Annotated in this window: 1 tRNA gene and 2 rRNA genes; all 3 read left to right on the forward strand. The window is 50.9% G+C overall.

Annotation, left to right across the window (positions count from 1 at the left end):
• Positions 1–528: ribosomal RNA gene (locus BUA77_RS00010) — 23S ribosomal RNA — on the forward strand; the annotation flags it as partial.
• 35 nt (positions 529–563) lie between these two features.
• Positions 564–637, forward strand: a tRNA-Gly gene (locus BUA77_RS00015).
• A gap of 14 nt (positions 638–651) precedes the next feature.
• A 5S ribosomal RNA gene (rrf, locus tag BUA77_RS00020) occupies positions 652–707 on the forward strand; the annotation flags it as partial.

Here is a 707-nt window from a genome sequence, read left to right on the forward strand (position 1 = left end):
CAAGGACGAAAGTCGGGCTTAGTGATCCGGTGGTTCCGAGTGGAAGGGCCATCGCTCAACGGATAAAAGCTACCCTGGGGATAACAGGCTTATCTCCCCCAAGAGTCCACATCGACGGGGAGGTTTGGCACCTCGATGTCGGCTCATCACATCCTGGGGCTGTAGTAGGTCCCAAGGGTTGGGCTGTTCGCCCATTAAAGTGGTACGCGAGCTGGGTTCAGAACGTCGTGAGACAGTTCGGTCCCTATCCGTCGCAGGCGTAGGAAATTTGAGAGGAGCTGTCCTTAGTACGAGAGGACCGGGATGGACATACCTCTGGTGCACCAGTTGTCACGCCAGTGGCATAGCTGGGTAGCTATGTATGGAATGGATAAGCGCTGAAAGCATCTAAGCGCGAAGCCAACCTCAAGATAAGATTTCCCACCGTAAGGGTAAGACCCCAGAAAGACTACCTGGTTGATAGGTCCAAGGTGTAAGCTCAGTAATGAGTTCAGCTTATGGATACTAATAGGTCGAGGACTTGACCTAGTATTAATCTGTTCAGTTTTGAAAGTATTAAATATGCGGGTGTAGCTCAGTGGTAGAGTTCCGGCCTTCCAAGCCGGCTGCGAGGGTTCGACTCCCTTCACCCGCTCCATTAAAATGAGATTATGTGGTTACAATAGCAAGGAGGATACACCTGTTCCCATTCCGAACACAGAAGTTAA

It is taken from the genome of Tepidibacter formicigenes DSM 15518 (genome assembly GCF_900142235.1).
In the GTDB taxonomy this organism is placed as follows: domain Bacteria; phylum Bacillota; class Clostridia; order Peptostreptococcales; family Peptostreptococcaceae; genus Tepidibacter; species Tepidibacter formicigenes.